The 15,789-nt window shown below is 63.1% G+C and carries 12 protein-coding genes; 11 read left to right on the plus strand and 1 reads right to left on the minus strand.

Annotated elements, in window-relative coordinates:
* The 8 genes from gltB to KBT70_RS17940 all read left to right on the plus strand — a co-directional run.
* Positions 1-3,759 (plus strand): glutamate synthase large subunit (gene gltB, locus KBT70_RS17905; protein WP_296637405.1); only part of this gene is annotated, 3,759 nt, incomplete at its 5' end.
* A 112-nt stretch (positions 3,760-3,871) separates the two neighbouring features.
* Entirely contained in the window at positions 3,872-4,579 is a 708-nt protein-coding gene (mtgA, locus tag KBT70_RS17910; RefSeq protein ID WP_296637407.1) for a monofunctional biosynthetic peptidoglycan transglycosylase, read from the plus strand.
* A 59-nt stretch (positions 4,580-4,638) separates the two neighbouring features.
* Positions 4,639-5,304, plus strand: a complete 666-nt coding sequence (locus tag KBT70_RS17915) for a glutathione S-transferase family protein (protein ID WP_296637411.1) — start codon at positions 4,639-4,641, stop codon at positions 5,302-5,304.
* A 60-nt stretch (positions 5,305-5,364) separates the two neighbouring features.
* Positions 5,365-6,417, plus strand: a complete 1,053-nt coding sequence (queG, locus tag KBT70_RS17920; protein WP_296637414.1) for a tRNA epoxyqueuosine(34) reductase QueG — start codon at positions 5,365-5,367, stop codon at positions 6,415-6,417.
* A gap of 52 nt (positions 6,418-6,469) precedes the next feature.
* Positions 6,470-8,470: a hydantoinase/oxoprolinase family protein gene (locus KBT70_RS17925; RefSeq protein WP_296637417.1), complete on the plus strand. Its 2,001-nt coding sequence runs from the start codon at positions 6,470-6,472 to the stop codon at positions 8,468-8,470.
* 83 nt (positions 8,471-8,553) lie between these two features.
* Positions 8,554-9,747 (plus strand): glycine C-acetyltransferase, encoded by a 1,194-nt coding sequence (locus KBT70_RS17930; RefSeq protein WP_296637419.1) that lies wholly within the window; start codon positions 8,554-8,556, stop codon positions 9,745-9,747.
* 11 nt (positions 9,748-9,758) lie between these two features.
* Positions 9,759-10,781, plus strand: a complete 1,023-nt coding sequence (gene tdh, locus KBT70_RS17935; protein ID WP_296637437.1) for an L-threonine 3-dehydrogenase — start codon at positions 9,759-9,761, stop codon at positions 10,779-10,781.
* Positions 10,782-10,877: 96 nt separating this feature from the next.
* A complete protein-coding gene (locus KBT70_RS17940; protein ID WP_296637422.1) occupies positions 10,878-11,858 on the plus strand; it encodes a Hint domain-containing protein in 981 nt (326 codons plus the stop codon).
* 7 nt (positions 11,859-11,865) lie between these two features.
* On the opposite strand, the gene KBT70_RS17945 is transcribed toward KBT70_RS17940, so the two are convergent.
* Entirely contained in the window at positions 11,866-12,324 is a 459-nt protein-coding gene (locus tag KBT70_RS17945; RefSeq protein WP_296637424.1) for an Lrp/AsnC family transcriptional regulator, read from the minus strand.
* A 139-nt stretch (positions 12,325-12,463) separates the two neighbouring features.
* Between KBT70_RS17945 and ald the strand changes: the two genes are divergently transcribed.
* The 3 genes from ald to KBT70_RS17960 all read left to right on the plus strand — a co-directional run.
* On the plus strand, positions 12,464-13,576 hold the full coding sequence (gene ald / locus KBT70_RS17950) for an alanine dehydrogenase (protein ID WP_296637427.1): 1,113 nt from the start codon (positions 12,464-12,466) through the stop codon (positions 13,574-13,576).
* 123 nt (positions 13,577-13,699) lie between these two features.
* Positions 13,700-14,746 carry an ABC transporter permease gene (locus KBT70_RS17955; protein ID WP_296637430.1) on the plus strand — a complete coding sequence of 349 codons (1,047 nt, stop codon included), beginning with the start codon at positions 13,700-13,702 and terminating at the stop codon, positions 14,744-14,746.
* 15 nt (positions 14,747-14,761) lie between these two features.
* Positions 14,762-15,789 (plus strand): ABC transporter permease (locus tag KBT70_RS17960; RefSeq protein WP_296637433.1); only part of this gene is annotated, 1,028 nt, incomplete at its 3' end.

Raw genomic sequence — 15,789 nt, forward strand, 5'->3', positions numbered from 1 at the left:
TTCCGCATGCTGGCGCATAATGGCGAGATCAACACGCTCAAGGGCAATACCAACTGGATGAAGAGCCATGAAATCCGCATGGCAAGCGGCGCCTTTGGCGATCTGGCCGAGGATATCAAGCCAATCATCCCGCAAGGATCAAGTGACAGCGCCGCGCTGGATGCCGTGTTCGAGGTGCTGGTGCGCGCCGGGCGGTCGGCACCGATGGCCAAGACCATGCTGGTGCCTGAATCCTGGTCGAAGCAGGCCGAGGAACTGCCGCAGTCGTGGCGCGATATGTATTCCTATTGCAACTCGGTGATGGAGCCTTGGGATGGACCGGCCGCGCTCGCGATGACCGATGGTCGCTGGGTTTGCGCCGGGCTTGACCGCAACGGCCTGCGCCCGATGCGCTATGTGGTGACAGGTGACGGGCTGGTGATTGCCGGGTCCGAGGCCGGGATGGTCCCGATTGACGAACGCACCGTCAAGGAAAAGGGCGCGCTTGGGCCCGGTCAGATGCTGGCCGTGGATATGACCGAGGGCAAGCTCTATCACGATGCCGAGATCAAGAACCGTCTGGCGGATGCACAGCCCTTTGGCGAGTGGGTCGGCAAGATCAACGAATTGGACGACGCGCTCTCGGGTGTGACCGAAGCGCCGCTCTATACCGGGGCGGAATTGCGCAAGCGCCAGATTGCCGCCGGCTATAGCATCGAGGAGCTGGAGCAGATTTTGGCCCCCATGGCCGAAGATGGCAAAGAAGCCGTGGCAAGTATGGGCGACGACACGCCGAGTGCCGTTCTGTCCAAGCAATACCGCCCGCTGAGCCATTTCTTCCGGCAGAATTTCAGCCAGGTGACGAACCCGCCCATCGACAGCTTGCGCGAATACCGGGTGATGAGCCTCAAGACGCGGTTCGGCAATCTCAAGAACGTGCTCGATGAATCGAGCGCGCAGACCGAGATTTTGGTGCTCGAAAGCCCGTTCGTGGGCAACGCCCAATGGGCCGAGATGATCAAGCAGTTCAACGCCGATGTGACCGAGATCGACTGCACCTTTGCGCCCGGCAAGAACGCCCTGCAAGAGGGGCTGGAGCGTATTCGCGCCGAGGCAGAGGATGCCATCCGCTCGGGCACCGGGCATCTGATCCTGACCGATCAACACCAGAACGAAAACCGCATTGGCATGCCGATGATTCTGGCAACAAGTGCGGTCCACAGCCACCTGACCCGCAAGGGATTGCGCACGTTCTCGAGCCTGAACGTGCGGTCCGCCGAATGTATCGACCCGCATTATTTCGCGGTACTGATCGGGGCTGGGGCAACGGTGGTCAACGCCTATCTGGCCGAGGACAGCATCGCAGACCGCATCGCGCGCGGACTGGTTGACGGCAGCCTGACCGAGGCGGTGGCGCGCTATCGCGCGGCGATTGATCAGGGCCTTTTGAAGATCATGTCGAAGATGGGGATTTCGGTGATTTCCTCCTATCGCGGCGGTCTGAATTTCGAGGCGGTGGGCCTGAGCCGCGCCATGTGCGCAGAATATTTCCCCGGTCTGACCAGCCGGATCAGCGGCATCGGTGTGTCGGGGATTCAGGCCAAGCTGGAAGAGGTGCATGCGCGCGGCTGGCGCGGGGCGCAGGATATCCTGCCCATCGGCGGGTTCTACAAGGCGCGGAAATCGGGCGAAACCCATGCCTGGGGCGCGCAGACGATGCATATCCTGCAAACCGCCTGTAACAAGGCGAGCTATGAGCTCTGGAAACGCTACAGCGCCGCGATGCAGGCCAATCCGCCTATCCATCTGCGCGACCTGATGGCAATCAAGCCGCTGGGCAAGGCGATCCCGATCGAAGAGGTCGAGAGCGTGACCGCGATCCGCAAGCGGTTCGTGACGCCGGGCATGTCGCTGGGGGCGCTGAGCCCTGAGGCGCACAAGACGCTGAACGTGGCGATGAACCGGATCGGCGCGCGCTCGGACAGTGGCGAGGGCGGCGAAGACCCGGCGCATTTCACGCCGGAATCCAATGGTGACAACCCGTCGGCCAAGATCAAGCAGGTGGCCTCGGGCCGCTTTGGCGTGACGGCGGAATACCTCAACCATTGCGAGGAATTGGAAATCAAGGTCGCCCAAGGGGCCAAGCCCGGTGAGGGCGGGCAATTGCCGGGCATGAAAGTGACCAAGCTGATTGCACGGCTGCGCCATTCGACCGAAGGCGTGACGCTGATTTCGCCGCCGCCGCATCACGATATCTATAGTATCGAGGATCTGGCGCAGCTCATCTATGACCTCAAGCAGATCAACCCGAACGTAAAGGTTTGCGTCAAGCTGGTGGCGCAATCGGGTGTCGGCACGATTGCCGCCGGGGTGGCCAAGGCCAAGGCGGATGTGATCCTGATTTCCGGGCATAACGGCGGCACCGGGGCAAGCCCGGCAACGAGCATCAAATATGCCGGCCTGCCGTGGGAAATGGGCCTGACCGAGGCGCATCAGGTGCTGAGCATGAACAATCTGCGCGAGCGGATCACGCTGCGCACCGATGGCGGACTGCGGACGGGTCGCGATATCGTCATGGCCGCCATGATGGGGGCCGAGGAATATGGCATCGGCACCGCAGCACTCATTGCCATGGGCTGTATCATGGTGCGTCAGTGCCAGTCGAACACCTGTCCCGTGGGCGTCTGCACGCAGGACGAGGCGCTGCGCGCCAAGTTCACCGGCAATGCCGACAAGGTGGTCAATCTCATCACCTTCTATGCGCAGGAGGTGCGGGAAATCCTGGCCTCGATCGGCGCGCGCAGCCTCGATGAGGTGATCGGGCGGGCGGATTTGCTGACGCAGGTCAGCCGGGGTTCGGCACATCTCGATGATCTCGACCTCAACCCGATGCTGATCACTGTGGATGGCGCGCAGCATCAGCGCTACGACCGGCTCAAGCCGCGCAACGAGGTGCCCGATACGCTGGATGCCGAAATCGTGCGCGATGCGCAGCGGTTCCTGAACGATGGCGAAAAGATGCAGCTGCATTATGCGGTGCAGAACACGCATCGGACCGTGGGCACGCGGGTCTCGAGCCATATCGTGCGCAAGTTCGGGATGCGCAACAGCCTGCAACCGGATCACCTGACGGTCAAACTGACGGGGAGTGCGGGGCAATCCCTAGGCGCGTTTGCCGCCCCCGGCCTCAAGATCGAGGTGTCGGGCGATGCCAACGATTATGTCGGCAAGGGCCTCTCGGGCGGGACCATCGTGGTGCGCCCGTCCATGGCGAGCCCGCTGATCGCGGCCGAGAACACGATCATCGGCAATACCGTGCTCTATGGCGCGACCGATGGCTATCTCTTTGCCGCGGGTCGCGCAGGCGAGCGGTTTGCCGTGCGCAATTCCGGCGCCAAGGTGGTGATCGAGGGCTGTGGCAGCAACGGGTGCGAATACATGACCGGTGGTGTGGCGGTGATCCTCGGCGACATCGGAGCCAATTTCGGCGCGGGCATGACCGGCGGCATGGCCTATCTCTATGATCCGCAAGGCCGGGCGCCGACGCTGGTCAATGGCGAAACCTTGGTGAGTTGCGCCGTGACAGAGCCGCATTGGGAGGCCGAGTTGAAAGGTCTGATCGAGCGGCATGTGGCCGAAACCGGAAGCCGCCGTGGGCAAGATATCCTGCAATACTGGGACCGGGAGCGGGCGCATTTCATCCAGCTTTGCCCCAAGGAGATGCTCAACAAGCTGAGCTATCCGCTGGGCATGGTGCCAGAGGCAATTCCGGCGGAATAGAGACACGATCCGGGGGCGCTGCCCCCGGACCCCCGGAGTATTTTCGCCAAGAAGAAACCGAGCCTGCGCCAAAGGTGTTTTGCACAGGCGCACGGGGCGCTATAGCTGGGCCATGGCACGCGCGCGCAAATCCCCCCCCTCACGGGCGAGACCCCGATGGACCCCGACAGCTTGGCTGCTGCGGTGGTGTGTCGTGGCCGTTCTGATCCTGCTGGGTGTGATTGCCCTGCATCGCGAGGTTGCGCCGCCCAAGACCTATTACATGGGTCAGGAAGAGCGGCGGCTGGGCCGGATTGCGCATGACTGGGTGCCGATGACGCGGATCGCGCCTGTGATGGCGCGGTCGCTCGTGGCGGCAGAGGATGCCAATTTCTGCCAGCACTGGGGCTTTGACATGGCGGCCATTCGCACCGCGATTGCCGAAGGCTCAGGACGCGGCGCCTCGACCCTCAGTCAGCAGGTGGTCAAGAATGTCTATCTCTGGCATGGGCGCAACTGGGCGCGCAAGGCGCTGGAAGCGAGCCTGACGCCCATGGTCGAAACCTTTTGGTCCAAGCGGCGGATCGTCGAGGTCTATCTCAACGTGGCGGAATTCGATGAGGGTGTGTTTGGCATTGAGGCGGCGGCACAGCATTATTTCGGCGTGAGCGCCGCCGATCTGAGCGCGGTGCAGGCGGCGCGGCTGGCCGCTGTGCTGCCCGATCCCAAGGACCGCTCGGCGGCGCGCCCCTCGAACGCCCTGCGCCAAAGGGCGGCCGGTATTCTGGACGGGGCGGCAACGATTGACCGAGACGGGCGGGCCGCCTGTTTCGAGGATTGAAAATCACGGCCAAAGGGGGCATTGAGGGGCAATCCCTAAGTTCCGAGGTGTAATTTTCCATGGCCAAGCTCTATCACGTCCCGCTCTCGCCCTTTTGCCGCAAGGTGCGGCTGAGCCTGGCGGAAAAGCGGATCGAATGCGAGCTGGTGGAAGAGCGCTATTGGGAACAGGACCCCGATTTCCTGCGCCGCAACCCGGCAGGCAAGGTGCCGGTGCTGCGGATCGACGGCAAGACCATGTCGGAGAGCGCCGCGATCTGCGAATATCTGGAAGAAAAGTATCCCGAACCGTCCCTGATGCCCAAAGGCACCGACGCGCGCTATGAGGTGCGGCGGCTGGTGGGGTGGTTTGATGACAAGTTTCACCGCGAAGTGACCGCCAAGCTGGTTTATGAGCGGGTGAACAAGAAGGTGATGAAGCTGGGCTTTCCCGACAGCCGCAATGTCAAGGACGGGGCCAAGGCGATCAAATACCACCTCGATTACATGGCATGGCTGTTGGATCACCGGCGCTGGCTTGCGGGAGATGTGATGACGCTGGCGGATTTCGCCGCCGCCGCGCATCTGAGCGCGCTGGATTACATCAGCGATGTGGATTGGACACGCAGCGAGGCGGTCAAGGATTGGTACGCCAAGATCAAGTCGCGCCCGGCGTTCCGGGGGATTCTGGCGGATCAGGTGCCGGGATTCCCACCGCCCGCGCATTATGCCGATCTGGATTTCTAGATCGGGGGGCGCTGCCCCTGTCGCCGCATGCGGCGACTCCCCCGAGGTATTTCACGCCAGATGAATAATGGGCTGAAACAGAGACTATTAGAGCAGGCGCAGGTCGAGGGATTTGACGCCTGTCGCTTGTGTCGTCCTTGGGATGTGGGGCATGTGCCGGAGCGGTTGGCGGCGTTTCTGGCGCGGGGCTATCACGGGCAAATGCGCTGGCTGGCGGAACGCAGCGATTGGCGCGCCGCGCCTGACCTGCTCTGGCCAGAGGCGCGCACGGTGATCATGCTGGGCGAAAGCTATACGCCTGAGGGCGACCCGCTGGCGGGGCTGGCACAGCGGGATTGCGGCAATATCTCGGTTTATGCCCGCAACAGAGACTATCACGACACGGTCAAGAAGCGGCTGAAGCGGCTGGCGCGCTGGCTGATCGAGGCGGGCGGTGGGGAGGTGAAGGTGTTTGTGGACACCGCCCCCGTGCCCGAAAAACCGCTGGGACAGGCGGCGGGGCTGGGATGGCAGGGCAAGCACACCAATCTGGTGAGCCGCGATTTGGGGAGCTGGTTCTTCGTTGGGTCCGTGTTTACGACGTTGGAATTAGACACTGATCCGGCCGAAGTCGATCATTGTGGGTCCTGTCGCGCCTGTCTCGACATCTGTCCGACCGATGCGTTTCCTGCACCCTATCAATTGGACGCGAGGCGCTGCATTTCCTATCTGACGATCGAGCATAAGGGGCCGGTCGAAGAAGCGTTGCGGCCCGGTCTGGGCAACCGGATTTATGGCTGCGACGATTGTCTGGCGGTGTGTCCGTGGAACAAGTTTGCCGTTGCCGCGCGCGAGGTAAAGTATCATGCGCGCGATGATCTGGTTTCGCCGCGCCTGTCGGAACTGGCGATGCTGGACGATGCGGCGTTTCGCGCGCGGTTCTCCGGGAGCCCGATCAAGCGGATCGGGCGCGACAGGTTTCTGCGCAATGTGCTCTATGCGATTGGCAATTCCGGCGATGCGTCCCTGCGCAGCGTGGCGCAGGCGCAGTGCGAGGATGCCGATGCGGCGGTGGCGGATGCGGCGCGCTGGGCCGTGCTGCGACTGGATCGTGACGCAAACGGGCTGGCATAGGCGGCAAAACCCGCTACACCCCTAGCCTGACAGAGAGCAAGAGGGCAGGCAAATGGCGTTGTTGTTGGGCGTGGACACAGGCGGAACCTATACCGATGCCGTGCTGATCCGGGATGAGCGCGAGGTGATCGCGAGCGCCAAGGCGCTGACGACACGCGCCGATCTGGCGATTGGAATCGGGGCTGCGGTCGAGGCGGTGTTGCGCGAGAGCGGGGCGGATGTGGGCGAAATCGGTCTGGCCTCTTTGTCCACCACTTTGGCGACCAATGCGTTGGTGGAAGGGCAAGGCGGGCGTGCGGGCCTCGTCTATATCGGATTTCGCGCGGCGGATTTGCAGGCGCATGGGCTGGCCGAAGCCTTGGGCGGTGATCCGGCGATTGTGCTGACAGGCGGCCACAACCACGCTGGGGGCGAGGCGGTGCCGTTGGATAAAGACGCGCTTTTGGCTTGGTTAGAGACTGGAACAGGGGCTGAGGCCTATGCGGTGGCCTCGCTCTTTGCCACCCGTAATCCCGCGCATGAATTGGCGGCAGCAGAGATGATCCGCGCGGTCACGGGGCGCCCCGTGAGCCTGTCGCATCATCTCTCGGCCAAGCTCAACGGGCCGAAACGGGCGCTAACCGCGCTGCTTAATGCGCGGCTGATCGGGATGATCGCGCGGTTGATCGACCGGGCAGAGGGCAAACTGCGCGAGTTGGGCATCCACGCGCCGCTGATGGTGGTGCGGGGCGACGGGGCGTTGATCAGCGCGGATCAGGCACGGGAACGGCCCATCGAGACGATCCTGAGCGGTCCTGCGGCAAGCATTGTGGGCGCGCGCTGGCTGACCGGGGCGGACCATGCGCTGGTGTCCGATATTGGCGGCACGACGACCGATGTCGCCGTGCTGCGCGAGGGGCGACCGGCGATTGACCCCGAGGGCGCGCGGGTGGGCGCGTGGCGCACCATGGTCGAGGCGGTGGCGATGCGCACCTTTGGCCTGGGCGGCGACAGCGAGGTGCATGTGCGTGACGAGGGGCTGGAGGGGGGCGTGACCCTTGGGCCGCGTCGTGTGGTGCCGGTGAGCCTGATGGCGGCAGAGGCGCGCGAGGCGGTGCATGGCGTGCTGGAGGAACAGTTGCGGGCGGTGGCCCCCGGAGAGCATGACGCGCGATTCGTGCGCGCGGTGCCGGGGATCGAGGCCGGGGGCCTTGGCGAGCGTGAAGAGGCGCTGTTGAGCCGGATTGGGGACGAAGTGCGCCCTGTGGGCAAGGTGCTCAAGACCCGGATGGATGGTGCGGCGCTGACCCGGTTGGTGCGGCGCGGGCTGGTGCAGGTCGCGGGCATCACGCCGTCGGATGCAAGCCATGTGCTGGGCGGATTGGACAGTTGGGATGCCGAGGCCGCGCGCATGGCGCTGGAACTGGTGGCGCGCAAGCGGACGGGATCGGGCAACCGGCTGGCCGAGGGGCCGGAGCAGTTGGCACGGATGATCGTGGATCGGTTGACGTATCAGACAAGTTTGGCCTTGTTAGAGACTGCTTTTGCCGAGGAAGAGATGGATTTCGGCCTCTCGCCCGCGACCCTGGCCGAGCATGTTCTGATGCAGCGGGGCCTTGATGGGCACCGCGGGCTGGTGCGGATCGAAAGCGGACTGGCGGTGCCGGTGATCGGGCTGGGGGCCTCGGCGGCCAGCTATTACGGCGCGGTGGGCGCGCGGCTGGGATGCGAGATGATCCTGCCCGCGCATGGCGGCGTGGCCAATGCGATCGGCGCGGTGGTGGGCCGGGTCACGATCCGGCGCGGTGGCACGGTGACATCGCCGTCCGAGGGCAAATTTCGCGTGCATCTGGAGAGCGGGCCGCAGGATTATGCCGCCTCTGACGCGGCGATGACGGCGCTGGAGACGGTCCTGCGCGCCGAGGCGCAAGCCGAGGCCGAGGCGGCGGGGGCGGTCGATATCCATGTGACCGCGCGGCGTGAGGTCAAGGAAGCGCAGGCCGAAGCGCGACGGGTATTTCTGGAGGCGGAAATCGTGGTAGAGGCGAGTGGGCGGCCACGTATCGCCGTCTGACGGGATTGGGGGGCGCTGCCCCCCGTCGCCCCAGGGGCGACTCCCCCCGAGGTATTTGACGGCCAGATGAATGGGAGGGGACGATGAGCGCGGCGGATCGGTTTGAGGCGGACATGGCGGGGCGGCTGGAGGAGTTGCGCGCCGAAGGGCTCTACAAGAGCGAGCGGGTGATCGCCTCGATGCAGGCGGGCGAGGTGCGGCTTGCGGATGGGCGCGCGGTGGTGAACCTCTGTGCGAACAACTATCTTGGGCTGGCGGATAACCCTGAGGTGATCGCGGCGGCGCATGACGCGCTGGATCGCTATGGGTTCGGCATGGCGAGCGTGCGGTTCATCTGCGGCACGCAGCAAGAGCATAAAGAGCTGGAGGCGCGGATTGCCGGGTTTCTGGGCAAGGAAGATGCGATCCTCTATGCGGCGGCCTTTGATGCCAATACCGGGTTGTTCGAGACCATTTTGGGGCCTGAAGATGCGATCATCAGCGATGCGCTCAACCATGCGAGCATCATCGACGGTATCCGGCTCTGCAAGGCAGAGCGCTATCGCTATGCCAATCGTGACATGGCCGATTTGGAACGCTGCCTGAAAGAGGCGCAGGGCGCGCGGCATCGATTGATTGCCACGGATGGCGTGTTTTCGATGGATGGGACTTACGCGCCCTTGGATGAGATCTGCGATCTGGCCGCGCGTTATGATGCGATGGTGATGGTGGATGATTGCCATGCCACCGGGTTTGTCGGCGAGACTGGGCGCGGCACGCCGGAGCGGTTCGGGGTGATGGACCGGGTGGATATCCTGACCGGCACGCTGGGCAAGGCGCTGGGCGGTGCCTCGGGTGGCTATACGGCGGCAAATGCGCGGGTGGTCGATTGGCTGCGGCAACGCTCGCGCCCCTACCTTTTCTCCAACACGCTGGCGCCGGTGATTGCGGGTGCCTCGCTCAAGGTCTTTGACATGCTGGAGGACGGCGCGGAGCGGCGCGCGCGGCTCTGGGAGAATGCGGCCTATTTCCGGGACCGGATGAGCACGCTCGGGTTCGAGCTTTTGCCCGGCGAACATGCGATCATCCCGGTCATGCTCCGCGATCCGAAACTGGCGCAGGAGATGGCGGCGCGGCTGAACGCGCGCGGCGTTTACGTGACCGCCTTCAGTTTTCCGGTGGTGCCCAAGGTGCAGGACCGGATCAGAACGCAAATGAGCGCCGGTCTGAGCCGCGAGATGCTGGACCGGGCGATTGACGCCTTTGGCACTGTGGGCCGCGAATTGGGAGTGATCTGATGCAGAACGAGATGAAGGCGCTGGTCAAGGCCAAGGCAGAGCCGGGGCTCTGGATGGAATATGTGCCGGTGCCCGAGGTGGGGCCGTCGGATGTGCTGATCAAGGTGAAGAAATCCGCCATTTGCGGCACCGATGTGCATATCTGGAAATGGGATGAGTTTTCGGCCAAGACCGTGCCGGTGCCGATGGTGGTGGGTCATGAATTCGTCGGCGAGATCGTCGATACCGGGCCTGCGGCGGTGAAATACAAGATCGGACAGCGGGTGAGCGGCGAAGGGCATATCGTCTGCGGCACCTGCCGGAATTGTCGCGCGGGGCGGGGGCATCTCTGCCGCAATACCAAGGGCGTGGGTGTGCACCGCCCCGGCAGCTTTGCCGAATACCTCTCTATCCCCGAGAGCAATGTGGTGCCGATCCCTGCGGATATTCCTGACGAGATCGCGGCGATTTTCGATCCTTTTGGCAATGCGGTGCATACCGCGCTCAGCTTTGATCTGGTGGGAGAGGATGTGCTGGTCACGGGGGCCGGACCCATCGGCATCATGGGCGCGCTGGTCGCGCAAAAGGTGGGCGCGCGCAAGGTGGTGATCACTGACATCAACCCCTATCGTCTCGATCTGGCGCGTCGGTTGGGGGTGCAGCATGTGGTTGATGTGGGCAAAGAGCAGTTGCGCGATGTGATGGCCGAAATCGGCATGACGGAGGGGTTTGATGTGGGGCTTGAGATGTCGGGGGCTGCCCCCGCCATGCAGCAGATGATCGCGCGGATGAACAATGGCGGCAAGCTGGCGCTGTTGGGGATTGCGCCGACGGAGTTTGCGGTGGATTGGAACGCGGTGATCTTCAAGATGCTGCATATCAAGGGCATCTATGGCCGCGAGATGTTCGAGACCTGGTACAAGATGATTGCGCTGGTGCAATCGGGGCTGGATGTGTCGGGTCTTATCACCCATCGGATCGGGATTGATGATTTCGAGCAAGGCTTTGCCGCGATGATTTCGGGCAATTCGGGCAAGGTGGTGATGGATTGGTGAGGGCCGGATTGCCTTTAATTCTAGGCAAATAGAGCGGGGCCGTTAGGCCGCGTTTCATAGTCTCTGACCCAAGGTGCCGCAAAGGAGCGGCACAGCATGGTCAAGACATTCGAGGGTCTGGATAACGAATTCGCAGTATCGACGGGTCGCAATGTCAACAACGGTCCGGGGACGTCGACCTTTGATTATCCGCCCAACGGCACCTTCGATCTGCTTGTCACCTCGCATGAGGGGGATGCCAATCCCAACCTCTTTCAGATCGGGGAAAGCTATACAGTAAGCTGGACCGGCAATGGCGGGGGCGGTCTGTTGGAGGATGCCGTCGTCGTGCGCAGCGATCTGGCACCCAACGGCGGTGGCATCGTGGTGTTCGAGGGTCTGGATGAGAATGGCGCATTGGCGCAGGTCGTGTGGACGCCGGAATTCGATCTGGAGAATTGGTACTGGTCGAATTTCAGCCAAGGTGCTTCGCCGGGGTTTTATACCTCGGACCGGAATACCGGCTATACCCATCAATTCGTCTGTTTTGCGGCGGGCACGGGGATTGCCACACCCAAGGGCACGCGGCGGGTTGAGACGCTGGAACCCGGTGACAGGGTCGAGACGCGGGATGACGGGGCGCAGCGCGTGCTCTGGACCGGGCGGCGCGTGGTGCGGGGCCTTGGGGCGGATGCGCCGGTGCGGTTCGCGCCGGGGACCATCGGCAATCGTGAGGCGCTGCTGCTCTCGCCGCAGCATAGGGTGATGATCCGGTCCCCCATGGCAGAGTTGCTCTTTGCCGCGCATGAAGTGCTGGTGCCCGCCAAGGCGATGATCGACGGGCGGGCGATCTGCGCGGCCCCCGTGGCGCGCGTGACCTATGTGCACCTGCTCTTGGAGCGGCACGCGCTGCTTGACGCGGCGGGCGGTGCCCCATGTGAGAGCCTGTTTCCGGGGGATGTGGCGACGGGGCTCTTGCGCGCCGAACTGCCACAGGGTGTGCCGCCCTATCGCGCCGCGCGCCCGATTCTGACCTATCGCGAGGCGCGGTGCGTGGTGGGCGCGCGGCTGCCCGTGGTGCGGATGGCGATGCTTTGACCAGCCGTCAAATCGGGAGGGCCGTGGTCTTGAACACGGTGCGCAACGCAAAGCTCGATTGCATCTTGGCGACACCGGGCAGACGGGTGAGGTATTGCCGGTGGATGCGGGCGAAATCCTCGGTATCCTCGGCCACGACCTTGAGGATGTAGTCGGCGGTGCCGGCGGTGAGATGACATTCAAGCACGTCCGGCACCCGCGTCACCGCCTTTTCAAAGGCGTCGAGCACCTCGTCGGCCTGCGTGGTCAGAGTGATCTCGACAAAGATTGTGGCGGGCACGCCCATCTTGCGGGCATCGAGCAGGGCGACATAGCCGCTGATATAACCGTCGGATTCGAGGCGCTGCACACGCCTGTGACAGGCAGAGGCGGACAGATTGACCTCTTCGGCAAGGTCGGCGTTGGAAATACGCCCGCGCCGCTGAAGAACATGCAACAAGCGACGATCTGTCGGATCAAGGGACATTCGCGCAAGACCTTTCCAACTAATCACACAATTCCCGAAGGATATTCACAGAATACCGTAGAAGGCGAGCGAAATTTCAATCTCCTTGCGTGCGTTCCGGTGCAGACTCCGCGCAAAATCACACAGGGAGGAGCCTAACATGAGAATCGGTTGTCCGACAGAAATCAAACCGCAGGAATTTCGGGTGGGCATGACGCCCATCGCAGCCCAAGAGGCCGTGGGCCATGGTCACGAGGTTCTGATCCAATCCGGCGCGGGCCTTGGGGCCGGGTTTGACGATGCCGCCTATCAGGCGGCGGGAGCCAAGATCGTTGGCACCGCCCAAGAGATTTTCGCGCAAGCCGACATGGTGGTGAAGGTCAAGGAACCGCAGGCCGCCGAGCGCAAGATGCTGCGCGAGGGGCAGGTTCTGTTCACTTACCTGCATCTGGCGCCGGACCCTGAACAGACCAAGGATTTGCTGGCTTCGGGCGCCACCTGCATCGCCTATGAGACTGTGACGGACCGCGCGGGCGGCCTGCCGCTGCTCGCTCCGATGTCGGAGGTGGCCGGGCGGTTGGCCCCGCAAGTGGGTGCCTGGACGCTGCAAAAGGCCAATGGCGGGCGCGGTGTGCTGATGGGCGGCGTGCCCGGTGTGGGCCCGGCGCGGGTGATCGTGATCGGCGGCGGTGTCGTCGGCACCCATGCCGCCAAGATCGCCGCAGGCATGGGCGCGGATGTGACCGTGCTCGATCGCTCCTTGCCGCGTCTGCGCTATCTCGATGACGTGTTTGGCGGGTCGTTCAAGACCGGCTATTCCTCGGCCGGGTTGCTGGCAGAGTTGCTGCCGCAGGCGGATATGGTGATTGGCGCGGTGCTGATCCCCGGTGCCGCCGCCCCCAAGCTGGTGCGCCGCGATCAGTTTCCGATGATGAAGCCGGGATCGGTGCTGGTGGATGTGGCAATTGACCAAGGCGGGTGCTTTGAAACCTCGCGCGCCACGACGCACCAAGACCCCATCTATGAGGTCGACGGGATCATGCATTACTGCGTGGCGAACATGCCGGGCGCGGTAGCGCGCACCTCGACGCTGGCGCTGGGCAATGCCACGATGCCCTTCATGCTGGCGCTGGCCGACAAGGGCTGGAAACAGGCCTGTGCCGATGATGCCCATCTGCTGAACGGGCTGAATGTGCATGCCGGTCAGTTGACCTATGCCGCCGTCGGCGAGGCGCTGGGGATGGCCACGGTTGATCCCAAAACCCTGATCTGACAGGGCATGCCCCCGGTCTGAACAGGGCCGGGGGCGCTTTCTGACAAGGCGGCGTCGCAAATGATGCTGGACCGCTTGCCCCCTCTCGACTAGCGTCACTGAAAACGCCAACAGGGGGCGGCCATGGCCATGTTCATCCTGCGCCGCGTCGGGGTTATGATCCTGACGGCGCTCTGCCTGACGTTTATCGTCTTTTTCTTGACGAACCTCTATCCCAATCTGGAAAAGCTGGCCAAGACCCAAGGCGACTTTCGCATGAGCGACGAGGAGGTGGCGAGCTACCTCGGCCGCAATGGCTATCTCCAGCCGATGGCGGTGAAATATGGGCAATGGCTGGGTGTGGTGCCGGGCTTTGTGATCCTCGATCGCGACGGGGTGACGCGCGGACAGTGTATTGAAGCGGGCACAGACCCCGAGGATGCCCCCCGGTTCTGCGGCATCCTGCAAGGCGACTGGGGCTATTCCACGGTGTTCCGCGAAGATGTGGGCAAGATTCTGGGCGACAAGCTGGCGCTGACCGGCAGGCTCATGCTCTGGGTGATGGTGCTGATGGTGCCATCGGCGCTGATCCTTGGGATTCTGGCGGGGATGCGAGAGGGATCGCGCACAGACCGCACGCTCTCGACCTTTGCCATCACCACCACGGCCACGCCGGAATATGTCTCGGGCGTGCTCTTTATCGCGGTGTTTGCCAGCACGGCGGTGGGCCTCAAATGGTTCAAGGGCACGGCAACGGCGGCGATGGATGCCCCGGATTTCGAGAACTTCTTTCTCCCGGTGCTGACCATCGCGCTCTATGGCATGGGGTATATCGCACGGATGACGCGGGCGAGCATGGCCGAGGTGATGACCGCGCAATATATCCGCACCGCTCGCCTCAAAGGGGTGAGTTTCCCCAATGTCGTGATGAAACACGCGCTGCGCAACGCGCTCATTGCGCCCTTTACGGTGATCATGCTGCAATTTCCCTGGCTTTTGAACGGGGTCGTGATTGTCGAGACCCTCTTCAACTACAAGGGCTTTGGCTGGACGCTGGTGCAGGCCGCAGGCAACAACGACATCGAGTTGCTCTTGGGGGTTTCGGTGGTCTCGGTCGTGGTGGTTCTGGTGACGCAGCTCATTTCGGACATCGGCTATGTCTTTCTCAATCCGCGCATCAGCGTGCGCTAAGGGGGTATCGAGGCCATGGAACCACTGAGCTGGAGCGAGATTGCCCTGCGGATGCTGGGGCTGTTCCTGCCGGTCTGGATCGCGCTGATCGTGACCTTTGCGCTGTCGATTACGTTCAAGCGGCGTCTGGGGCTCTATGGCAAGCTTTTTGACAGCCCCATCGGGATGGTCGGCTTTGCCATGGTGATGTTCTGGGTGTTCACCGGCATCTTTGGCGGGGCGTTCGACATGATCCTGACGCATGACGTGCTGTCACAATCCGCCACGATGAAGAATAAGGGGCCGGGCACGCCCTTTACGCAGATGATGGGCACGCCCGATCCGGGGGCCTATCCCTATTACCTCTTGGGCGGCGACAATCTGGGCCGGGATGTGTTCAGCCGGATGGTCGCGGGCGCATGGGAAGTGATCAAGATCGCGCCCTTTGCCAGCATGTTCTCTTTCATGGTGGGGATCACGCTGGGCCTGCCGGCGGGCTATTACGGCGGGCGGCTGGATACGCTCTTGTCGTTTCTGGCCAATCTCATCCTCGCCTTTCCGGTTATCCTGCTGTTTTACCTGCTGGTCACACCCGAAATCGTGGAAACAGGGATACCCGTCTATATGGCGGCGGTGCTCTTTCTCTTTCCGATCGTGTTCCTGCTGCTTTTGTGGAATTCGCGCTATCACACGCAACCCTCGCGGCGAAATGTCTATGTTGGGATCACGCTGGTGATCGGGCTCTGGCTCTATCTCGGGATTGCCTGGGATGCCGATCCGCTGGGCTTGGTCAGCTTTCCGCCCAACCTCTTGGTGGTGTTCGTGGCGGTTGTGTTCGTCAATTCGCCGACAGTGTTCCGCATCGTGCGCGGCCTGACCATGGACATCAAGACACGCGATTACGTCGCCGCCGCACAGACAAGGGGCGAGCGGCCTTGGTACATCATGCTGTGGGAAATCCTGCCCAATGCGCGCGGGCCGCTCTTGGTCGATTTCTGCCTGCGGATTGGCTATACGACGATCCTTCTGGGCACATTGGGATTTTTCGGTCTGGGCCTCAGCCC

It is taken from the genome of Roseovarius sp. (genome assembly GCF_018066915.1).
In the GTDB taxonomy this organism is placed as follows: domain Bacteria; phylum Pseudomonadota; class Alphaproteobacteria; order Rhodobacterales; family Rhodobacteraceae; genus Roseovarius.

Coding starts and splice junctions, on each gene's coding strand:
- KBT70_RS17915 (WP_296637411.1), top strand. CDS start 4,639: ATGGCCAAGCTCTATCACGTCCCGCTCTCGCCCTTTTGCCGCAAGGTG.
- KBT70_RS17925 (WP_296637417.1), top strand. CDS start 6,470: ATGGCGTTGTTGTTGGGCGTGGACACAGGCGGAACCTATACCGATGCC.
- KBT70_RS17945 (WP_296637424.1), bottom strand. CDS start 12,324: ATGTCCCTTGATCCGACAGATCGTCGCTTGTTGCATGTTCTTCAGCGG.
- mtgA (WP_296637407.1), top strand. CDS start 3,872: ATGGCACGCGCGCGCAAATCCCCCCCCTCACGGGCGAGACCCCGATGG.
- queG (WP_296637414.1), top strand. CDS start 5,365: ATGAATAATGGGCTGAAACAGAGACTATTAGAGCAGGCGCAGGTCGAG.
- KBT70_RS17930 (WP_296637419.1), top strand. CDS start 8,554: ATGAGCGCGGCGGATCGGTTTGAGGCGGACATGGCGGGGCGGCTGGAG.
- KBT70_RS17940 (WP_296637422.1), top strand. CDS start 10,878: ATGGTCAAGACATTCGAGGGTCTGGATAACGAATTCGCAGTATCGACG.
- tdh (WP_296637437.1), top strand. CDS start 9,759: ATGAAGGCGCTGGTCAAGGCCAAGGCAGAGCCGGGGCTCTGGATGGAA.
- ald (WP_296637427.1), top strand. CDS start 12,464: ATGAGAATCGGTTGTCCGACAGAAATCAAACCGCAGGAATTTCGGGTG.
- KBT70_RS17955 (WP_296637430.1), top strand. CDS start 13,700: ATGGCCATGTTCATCCTGCGCCGCGTCGGGGTTATGATCCTGACGGCG.